This window comes from Arthrobacter sp. TJ-266, assembly GCF_058269115.1.
Genome location: NZ_JBZCNC010000006.1, coordinates 98838 through 109198, shown reverse-complemented (window position 1 = coordinate 109198; position 10361 = coordinate 98838). Strand labels below are relative to the sequence as shown.

Annotated in this window: 4 protein-coding genes; 3 read left to right on the top strand and 1 reads right to left on the bottom strand. The window is 71.4% G+C overall.

Features of this window, described 5'->3' with window-relative positions:
* The first annotated feature begins 61 nt into the window (after positions 1-61).
* Entirely contained in the window at positions 62-7075 is a 7014-nt protein-coding gene (locus AC4D12_RS15790) for an Ig-like domain-containing protein (protein ID WP_490950904.1), read from the top strand.
* Between the two features lie 43 nt (positions 7076-7118).
* On the opposite strand, the gene AC4D12_RS15785 is transcribed toward AC4D12_RS15790, so the two are convergent.
* Positions 7119-8189, bottom strand: coding sequence for a glycoside hydrolase family 76 protein (locus tag AC4D12_RS15785; protein ID WP_490950903.1), 1071 nt, complete (start codon positions 8187-8189; stop codon positions 7119-7121).
* A gap of 155 nt (positions 8190-8344) precedes the next feature.
* On the opposite strand from AC4D12_RS15785, the gene AC4D12_RS15780 reads away from it, so the two are divergent.
* On the top strand, positions 8345-9130 hold the full coding sequence (locus tag AC4D12_RS15780) for a 3-hydroxyacyl-CoA dehydrogenase (RefSeq protein WP_490950908.1): 786 nt from the start codon (positions 8345-8347) through the stop codon (positions 9128-9130).
* A gap of 41 nt (positions 9131-9171) precedes the next feature.
* Positions 9172-10335 (top strand): acyl-CoA dehydrogenase family protein, encoded by a 1164-nt coding sequence (locus AC4D12_RS15775; RefSeq protein ID WP_490950902.1) that lies wholly within the window; start codon positions 9172-9174, stop codon positions 10333-10335.
* Positions 10336-10361 lie beyond the last annotated feature (26 nt).

Sequence of the window (10361 nt, the reverse complement as noted above, 5' to 3'; positions counted from 1 at the left end):
CACGGTGGACCGGTCCACCGGCGCGGTCACCTTCACTCCAGAGCCCGGCTTCAGCGGCTCGGTGCCGACGGTCTTCTACCAGGTGGAGGACGGCAACGGACAGATCGGCACCAGCACCATCAGCATCACCGTGGGGTCCGTGACACCCGTCGCGGGCGACGACCTCCTGACCACGCGTCAGGCGGTCCCGGTGACGGCGAACCTGCTCGCGAACGACGTCCCCGGCAACGAGGCGACGCCGCTCGATCCCACCACCGTGGTCTTCACGGGCGTGGGCGGAGGAACGGTCTCGGACAACGGGAAGACCCTCACCGTCCCGAACCAGGGCGTCTACACCGTGGATGCCGACGGCGTCCTGGTGTTCACGCCCCAGGCGGGCTTCGTGAATGCCGCCTCGCCGGTGCAGTACCGGGTGGCCGACTCCGATCGTCAGACCACCACGGCCACCATCCGTGTGACGGTCACGCCGGTGGGCCCGCGCATGGTCGCGGACGCCGCGGTCACGCAGCAGAACACCCCGGTCACGTTCCAGCCCGGCGAGGACGACCGCCCCGGCGTGGACGGCGGCAGCGCCGTCAACCTCGGCTCGCTCCGCCTGCTCGGCGAGAACAACGCCCCGGTCACGGTGCTCACCCTCGACGAGGGCGTGTTCCGCGTGAACACGGCGAACGGTGATGTCACCTTCACACCGGCAGCCGGTTTCGCCGGACCCGTGCCCGAGGTGCGCTACCGCGTACTGGACGGCAACGGCCAGGTGGGCATCAGCACCATCGACGTCCTCGTCACGGCGGTCACCCCGGTGGCGAACCCCGACCTGGCGACCACGCGACAGGCGCAGGCGGCCGTGATCGACGTCGTCGCGAACGACCGCCCCGGTAACGACAACACCCCGCTGGACCGCACCTCCGTGATCTTCACGGGCGCGGGCGGAGGGGTGGTCTCCGACAACGGGAAGACGCTCACCGTCGCCAACCAGGGTGTCTTCCGGATCAACGCGAGTGGTGTCGTGACGTTCACGCCCGCAGCCTCCTTCGTGGGGGAGACCACCGCCGTCGAGTACGAGGTCCGGGACGCCGACAGCTTCACCGTCACGGCGGAGATCCGCGTGACGGTGACCCCGGTGGGCCCGCGCATGGTCGCGGACGCCGCGGTGACGCAGCAGAACACCCCGGTCACGTTCCAGCCCGGCGCCGACGACCTCCCCGGTGTGACCGGCGGGAGCCCCGTGAATGTGGCCTCGGTCCGTCTGCTCAACGGCACCGCGCCCGTGACCCTGCTGTCCCTGGACGGCGTCGGCACCTTCCGCGTCAACACCACCAACGGTGACGTCACCTTCACACCGGCCGCCGGCTTCTCCGGCGCCGTACCCGAGGTGCGCTACCAGATCACGGACGGCAACGGCCAGGTGGGCGTCACCACCATCGACGTCCTGGTCACCGCCGTCACGCCCACCGCGGGCGACGATTCCGGGACCGTCCTGCAGGGCGAGAACTCGAGCATCGACGTCCTCGCCAACGACGTACCCGGCAACGCGCGGACCCCGCTCGTCCCCGAGAGCGTGGTGCTCGGCACGGTGGACGGCGGAACCCTCTCCGAGGACGGCCGGACGCTCGCCGTCCCGAACCAGGGCACCTGGCGCGTGCAGGGGAGTACGGTCACCTTCACGCCGATCGCCTCCTTCACGGGGGTGGCCACCCCTGTGACCTACACCGTGCAGGACACCGACGGACAGCCGGCGACGGCGACCATCACGGTCACCGTCACCGCCGTGGCTCCCGTGGCCGTGGCCGACGCCGTGACGACCGAGCAGAACACGGCTGTCACCTTCGCCCCGGCCGAGAACGACCGCGCGGGCGTCCAGGGCGGTAGCGTCCCGGTGCCCGCCAGCGTCCGGCTCCTCGACGCTGCAGGTGCCGAGGTCACCGAGCTGGTGCTGGCAGCCGGCCGGTTCACGGTCGAGACCGATACCGGACGCGTGACCTTCACCCCCGCCGTCGGCTTCGCCGGCAGCGTGCCGGAGGTGCGCTACAGCATCCGCGACGGCATCGGGCAGCGCTCGGTCGGGTCGATCTCCCTCGACGTCGTGGCCGTCACTCCAGTGGCGAACGCGGACAGCAGGACCACCCGGCAGGCCGAGGCCGTCCCGGTGCCGGTCCTCGCCAACGACCTCCCCGGCAACGAGGCATCTCCCTTCGACGCCACCACCGTCACGCTCGACGTCCCGGCCGGCAGCGGCGCGGACCTCTCCGAGGACCGCAGGACGCTGCAGGTCCCGGGCCAGGGCACGTTCAGGGTGGATCCGGCCTCCGGCACCGTCCTGTTCACCCCGGTACCCGCCTTCACGGGGACCACGGCCACCGTGACCTACACCGTGCGCGACATCAACGGCACGGAGGTCTCCTCGACGCTCTCCGTGACCGTCACCCCGGTGGCGCCCCGCGCCGCCGCCGACGCCGTGACCACCCAGCAGAACGTGGGCGTCACGATCACGCCGGCTGCGAACGACCTCCCGGGAGTGACCGGCGGCAGCACGCCGCTGGCCTCCTCCGTGAGGCTCGTGGACCCGGCCGACGGCAACGCCGTGGACACCCTCGCCGTCACCGGCGGCGTGTTCACCGTGGACACCGCGACCGGAACCGTGCGCTTCGAACCCACCCGGGGCTTCGCCGGACCGGTGCCGCAGGTCGAGTACGTCATCACCGACGGCAACGGGCAGTCCTCTCGCTCCACCATCGACGTGAACGTCGACGCCGTGTCACCCACGGCGGGCAACGATCCCGTCGAGGTGGCGCAGGGCGGGTCCGCGCGGATCACCGTCCTCGGGAACGACACCGCCGGCAATGCCGCGACACCGCTGGTACCGGGCTCCGTGGTGCTCACCGCAGTGGAGGGCGGCCAGCTCTCCGCCGACGGCCGCACTCTCGTGGTCCCCGGCCAGGGCACCTACACGGTCGACGCGGAGTCGGGTGTCGTCGTCTTCGATGCCGAGCCGGCCTTCACGGGCCAGGCCACGAGCGTGACCTACACGGTTACGGACGTGGACGGCACCACCGCCAGCGCCTCGATCCAGGTCGAGGTCACACCCGTGGCACCGCGCGCGGTCGACGACGTCGTCCGCACCGGCCAGAACCAGCAGGTCACCTTCGCCCCTGCGGCGAACGACCGCCCCGGGGTGGACGGCGGCACGCCGCTCGATCCCGCCTCGGTGCGCCTGCTCGACGCCGCGGGCGTCGAGGTGACAGAGCTCGTCCTCGCGGCAGGCACGTTCACCGTGGATCCCGCCACCGGCAGCATCACCTTCGTACCGGCCCAGGGCTTCACGGGATCGGTCCCGCAAGTGACCTACGTGGTCACGGACGGGAACGGCTCGCGTGGTACGGCCGGCATCAGCCTCACGGTGCTGCTCGTCAACCCCGTGGCCAACAACGACTCCGCGTCGACCGTCCAGGGCAGCGCGGTCTCCGTCGACGTCCTCAGCAACGATCTGGCGGGCAACGACGAGACGCCGTTCGACCCGACCACCGTGGTGCTGGGTGCCGTGGACGGCGGGGAGCTCTCGGCCGACGGCCGCCAGCTCGACGTCCCGGGCGAGGGCACGTGGACCGTTGATCCCGACACCGGCCTGGTGACCTTCCGGCCGGAGCCCGGCTTCGCCGGCACGGCCACCACGGTCACGTACACCGTGCAGGACATGGACGGGCAGAGCGTGTCCGCGGACATCTCGGTCCAGGTGACCGCCGTCGGGCCCCGCGTCCGCGCGGACGCCGTCGGCACGGCCCAGAACACGCCGGTGACACTCGATCCCGCCGCGAACGACCTCCCGGGGATCGAGGGCGGCAGCGCCCCCGACCGCACCACCCTCCGGTTCGTGGACGGTGACGGCGAACTCGTCACCACGCTCACCGTGACCGGTGGCACCTACGCGGTGGACATCACCACGGGCATCGTCACCTTCAGGCCGACCACCGGCTTCATCGGTTCGGCCGCGACCGTGACCTACTCGATCGCGGATGCGAACGGCGAGCGCGGCGAGGCGACCATCGACGTCGCGGTGGGGGCCACGGCACCCACGGCGAACGACGACGCCGCCACGACCACCCAGGGCGCGTCCGTGCCGGTCGAGGTCCTCGGGAACGACGTCCCGGTGGACGGGCAGACACCGCTCGTCCCCGGATCCGTCACGCTGCGGCCGCTCGCGGGCGCCCAGCTGTCCGAGGACCGCCGCACCCTCGTGGTCGCCGGCCAGGGCACCTGGACCGTCGGCCCCGACGGCGTCATCACCTTCCAGCCGGAAGCCCTCTTCGTGGGGGCCACCTCGCCCGTGACCTACGTGGTCCTCGACGAGAACGGCGAGGAGGCCTCGGCCGCCGTCGTCGTCGACGTCGAGGGCGTGGGCCCGCGCGTGGTGGCGGACGCTGCTCGCACCGACCAGAACACCCCGGTGACGCTCGCGCCGGCCGCCAACGACCTGCCCGGTATCGAGGGGGGCACGCCGGTCGATCCGACCTCCGTGCGCCTGCTCGATGCGGACGGCGAGCCCGTCGCGGAACTCACCGTCGAGGGTGGCACCTTCACGGTGGACACGGCGACGGGTGAGATCACCTTCACCCCGGCACCCGGATTCGCCGGACCGGTGGGGACCGTGCGCTACGTCGTCGCCGACACGGACGGCCGCACGGCCTCCTCGACCATCGACATCAGCGTGGTCGCGGCCACGCCGCTGGCCGGGGACGATGCCGTGACCACCCAGCAGGGCGTCCCGGTCACCGTGGACGTGCTCGGCAACGACTCCGCGGGCAACGACACCACTCCGCTCGATCCGACCACGGTGGCCCTCACCACGCCGGAGGGTGTGGAGGGAGCCGAGCTGTCCGAGGACGGGAAGACGCTGCAGGTACCCGGCCAGGGCACCTACCGCGTGGACCCGGAGAACGGTGCCATCACCTTCACCCCCACGGGTGCCTTCAGCGGCACCGCGGCGCCGGTGACCTACACGGTCAGCGACGTCGACGGCGCCACGGCGAGCGCGTCCTTCACCGTGACGGTGGCCGCCGTGTCACCGCTCGCACAGGACGATTCCGCGGTCACCGAGCCGGAGACGGCGGTGCTGATCGACGTGCTGTCCAACGATCAGCCGGGCAGCCCCGACGCCCTCCTGGTTCCCACGAGCGTGGTGCTCCTGGCGCCCGAGGGTGTCGAGGGTGCCGTGGTCAGCGCCGACGGCCGGGGCCTGCTCGTGCCCGGCGAGGGCTCCTACTCGGTGAACGCATTCACCGGGGCGGTCACCTTCACGCCGGCGGACGGCTTCGACGGGACCACCACGGCGATCACCTACTCGGTGGCCGACATGAACGGCACCCGGGCGCAGGCGCGCATCGTCGTCGTCGTCGGTGACGCGGTGCCGGGCCTCGTGGTGGACAAGATCGCCGTGTTCGAACCCGGTGTCGACGACGCCGACGAGAACGGCGTGGCCGATCCGGGCGAGACCATCCGGTACTCGTTCGACGTCACGAACACCGGCAACGTCACCCTGACCGACGTCGCCGTCCAGGATCCGAAGGTCTCGGGGCTCACTCCCGCGTCCGCGACGATCCTGCGCGGTGAGACGGTCCGCTTCACGGCCGAGCCGTACACGGTGACGGCGGAGGACATCGCCGCAGGAGCCGCGAACAACTCGGCGACCGCGACCGGCGTCACGACCGCCGTGCCGGGAGTGCCGGCCGAGGCCGTGCAGAGTGCACCGGACACCACGAGCACCGTGACGGTGGAGCGCGACGCACAGCTGATGGTCGAGAAGACCGGCGAGCTGTCCGGCGACGACGACATCGCGAACGAGGGCGAGACCATCACCTACTCGTTCGCGGTCCGGAACGCCGGAAACGTGGTCATCAGCGGGGTCACCGTCAACGACCCGCAGGTCACGTTGCCCGACGCCGGTGAGCTCACGCTGGCTCCGGGCGAGGCGCGCACGCTCGAGGCCGATCCGTACACCGTGACGGCGGAGGACATCGCGGCAGGATTCGTGTCCAACACGGCGACGGTGGGCGGAACCGCACCGGCGCTGCCGAACGGCGATCCGGCACCGCCGGTGCTCTCGGCGCCCTCGACAGAGGTGGTGCCCGCAGGTGACGGTCCGCTGGTGCTCGAGAAGATCGCCGAGCTCAACGACGGCAACGGGAACGGCTTCGCCGACGCCGGCGAGACCATCGCGTACTCGTTCGAGGTCACCAACACCGGGCCCGTCCTCATCGGGGACGTCCGGGTGGAGGACGAGCGCGTCACCGGTCTCGACGAGACCGTCGACATCGGGCCTGGCGACACCGGAGAGTTCGAGGCCGATCCGTACGTGGTCACGGACGAGGACGTCGCCGCCGGTTCGATCAGCAACACCGCTCGGGCCTTCGGGCTCCTGGACGGTGCGCGGATCGGATCGGCTCCGGACACCGTCACCACCGCGCCGGCGCCGGTTCGGCCGTCGGTGGACATCGACAAGTCGGTCTCCGCGGGCGACGACGGGGACGTGTCGGACGGCCAGGACGTCGACTACACCGTCACGGTGAGGAACGACGGCAACGTGGACCTCGCCGAGGCGATCGTCGAGGACGATCTGACGGATGTGCTGGACGACGCCGTGCTGAAGCCGGGTACCTCAGCCACCAGCGGCGAGGTGACCGTCACCGGCGGGCAGTTGCGCTGGATCGGTCCACTCGCCATCGGTGAGGAGGCCGTGATCACCTACGGTGTGACGGTCTCGGGCGACACCGGCAACGGGGTGCTCCGGAACTCGGCGACCGCCGTCGGAGTGGTTGACCCGCCGGTCGATCCGCCGGTCGATCCGCCGGTCGATCCGCCGGTCGATCCGCCGGTCGATCCGCCGGTCGCTCCGCCGGTGACGGACGGTGACGTCACGGTCAACCCCGTGGTGGACGTCCCGCCGGTGAAGCACCCGATCCCGGGCCTCGCCTTCACGGGTGTGCAGCTCACCGGGATCGTGGCGTCGGCCATCGGCCTGCTGGTCATCGGCAGTCTGGCGCTCGTGCTGACGAAGCGCAGGCGGCAGGCAGCGGACGAGTAGCCGCGAGGCCGCCGACGTCGTGTCAGGGCGTGTCAGTACCGGGTCACCGATGCCGGCACGCCCTTTCGGCTTCCAGGACGGTCCAGGCCTGAACTTGCGAGGACAGCGTCGTGGGGCCGTCACCGGAAGGTGGGAACACCAGGTTCCCGGCCTCCCCGGGGCGCCGGCCGTTCCACACGTGCTCGGCGGTCGCTGTGACGAGCCGGCGAGCCGTGGCGGCGACGTCGGGCGCGAGGTCAGGATGCCCTGCAGCCAGCGAGAGGTAACGCACGAGGATCCCGGTGAAGAGGCCCGCGTCCCCGGCGGACGCGAGCGGCAGGGGTCCAGGTCCGCCGTGATCGGCGAGGGGGCGGTCGGCGAGGTGCTGCTCGACGGCCGCGATGAGCCGCGCCGCGCGCGCGAGGTTCGTCGGCCCGCCGACGGTCACGAGTGCGCCGAGCACCGTGCCCTGGTTGTAGGTGTGCACCGTGCGTTCCACGGACCCGTCGGCCCGGATGCCGTCGAGGTAGAGGCCCGTGGAAGCGTCGAACAGTCTCGCGTGCAGCCAGTCGAGCAGGCCCTGCGCGCGGTCGGTCTCCCCGGCCCGCGCGAAGAACAGGGCGGCCGGTGCCGTGCTGGGCGTGTTCTTGTAGTCCCGCGTGGTATTCCACCACACGCCACCGCCGAGGTCACTTGTGTCGGCCGAGCGGAGGGCCGCGCCGAGCACGCGCACGCGGCGTCGATCCCGCCGTCGTCCGTCCTCCGCGGCGGCCCACGTCCCGCCGCGCGTCACTGCTGGCGTCGTCGCCGTGCCGTCGAGCCGCTGCAGCGCGAGCGCGAGCCAGGCCATGTCGTCGTAATAGGCGTTCCGCCAGCGGGCGCCGTTGCGGAGCCAGATGCCGCGGGCCAGCCGTCGGGCCTCGGTGAGCGCACCCGACGCCGGATCGCGGAGACCGGCGTCGATCAGGCAGTCGAGCAGATGGGCCTGCCACCAGTAGTGCCAGTGCCCGCCTGCGGCCGGCGCCGGTACCTCGACGGCACCGAGCCGCGTCCGGGGAACGGCGAGGCTCCGCCGGAGGAACGCCTGCCGGACGCTCGCAGCGGCCACGTCTGCGGCGTCGTCGGGAATGGGCATGTGACCACCCTAGTCAGGCCGTGCAGCCCAGTGCGGTGGGTCAGTACTGGTCAGGGTGCGCAGCGCGAGCGGTGCCGGGTGCGCAGTGGGCCACGTCACAGTACGCTGGCCGCGGGGACGGACCAATGACGCTCAGCACCGCGGAGGGAACAGGCATGGACATCGGGGGAGCGGTTGCGCTCGTGACGGGCGGGGCGTCGGGCCTCGGGCTCGCCACCGCCCGCAGGCTGGTCGACGGCGGCGCCTCGGTGCTCCTGGTGGACCTCCCGGGCTCTGCGGGAGCGGACGTCGCGAAGGAGCTCGACCCCTCCGGTGGACGCGTGCGTTTCGTGGCCGCGGACGTCGCCGACGCGGAGCAGGTGCAGCGCGCCGTCGATGCCGCCGCGGAGCTCGGCCCGCTGCGCATCGTGGTCAACTGCGCCGGCATCGCGACGCCCGGCAAGGTCCTGGGACGCGAGGGCGTCCTGCCGCTCGAGCAGTTCTCGCGGGTGATCACCGTGAACCTCATCGGCACGTTCAACGTCATCCGGCTCGCCGCGGAAGCCATGGCCACCACCCCGACCGTCACGGGTCTCGGCGGCTCGGACGAGCGCGGGGTCATCATCAACACCGCGTCCGTGGCGGCCTTCGACGGGCAGATCGGCCAGCCCGCGTACGCGGCGTCGAAGGGCGGCGTGGCAGCCATGACGCTGCCGATCGCCCGCGAGCTCGCCCGCTCCCTCATCCGCGTGGTGACCATCGCGCCCGGCATCTTCGAGACCCCCATGATGGCGGGTCTGCCACAGGAGGCACAGGACTCCCTCGGCGCCCAGGTGCCGCACCCCTCCCGCCTCGGCAAGCCCGTGGAGTACGCCGCACTCGTGGCGCACATCGTCGAGAACCAGATGCTCAACGGCGAGACGATCCGCCTCGACGGCGCCATCCGCATGGCGCCGAAGTAGGCGCACCAGGTTCGCCCGGTCTCAACGGAAAGGACGGCTCGATGGAGAGCCAGCTACCCACCGCCGATTTCCTCGGCTTCGAAACCCTGCTCGCCGGGCACGAGCGCGAGAAGCTCCAGGACGTCCGCGACTTCCTTGCCAAGGAGGTCACGCCGCGCGCCGTCGAATGGTGGAACCGCGCCGAGTTCCCGCACGAGATCCTGCCGAAGCTCGCCGCCCTGGGCCTCAGCACGCCCGTGCAGCAGGGGTACAGCCACCTGTTCAGCGGCCTCGTGATCGCCGAGCTGACGCGGGCGGACACCTCGATCGCCACGTTCTTCATGGTCCACCACGACCTCTTCGTCGAGGCGCTGCACCTGTTCGGCAGCCAGAACCAGAAGGACCGCCTGCTGCAGGACGCGATGGACCTGAAGGTCACCGGCGCCTTCGCGCTCACCGAACCGCTGCACGGTTCCGACGTCGCCGGTGGCATGGCCACCACGGCCAGGCGCGACGGCGACACCTGGGTGATCAACGGTGCCAAGCGGTGGATCGGCAACGGGACGTTCTGCGACTACATGCTGCTCTGGGCACGGGACGCCGAGACGGGCGGGGTGCGCGGTTTCATCCTCGACGCCACACTGGCCGGCGTCACCCGCACCGCCATCGCGAACAAGACGGCGCTCCGCACCGTGCAGAACGCCGACATCACGTTGACCGACGTGCGCATCCCCGAAGCGGACCGCTTCGCCGGCATCGAGACGTTCAACGACACGCGCCAGCTCCTGCTCGGCTCCCGCATCCTCGTGGGCTGGCAGGCCGTGGGGCAGCAACTCGCCGCGTTCGACGTCGCCCGGCAGTACGCGGTGGAGCGCCACCAGTTCGGGCGGCCGATCGCCGGTTTCCAACTCGTCCAGGACCAGCTGGTCACCATGATGGGGAACACCACCGCGTGCCTCGGCGTGATGGCGCGCGTCGCCCAGCTTCAGGAACAGGGGGTGTCGGACATGCCGCAGGCCGCCTTCGCGAAGTCCTTCACCACGGCCCGGATGCGCGAGACCGTGGCCCTCGGGCGCGGGATCCTGGGCGGCAACGGTATCGTCACGGACTACGGCATGGCGAAGATCTTCGCCGACGCCGAGGCCGTCTACACCTACGAGGGCTCCTACGAGATCAACAGCCTGATCGTCGGCCGGGCCCTCACGGGCATCTCGGCGTTCGCCTGATCGGCGCGAGGTGCCACGAGGACATG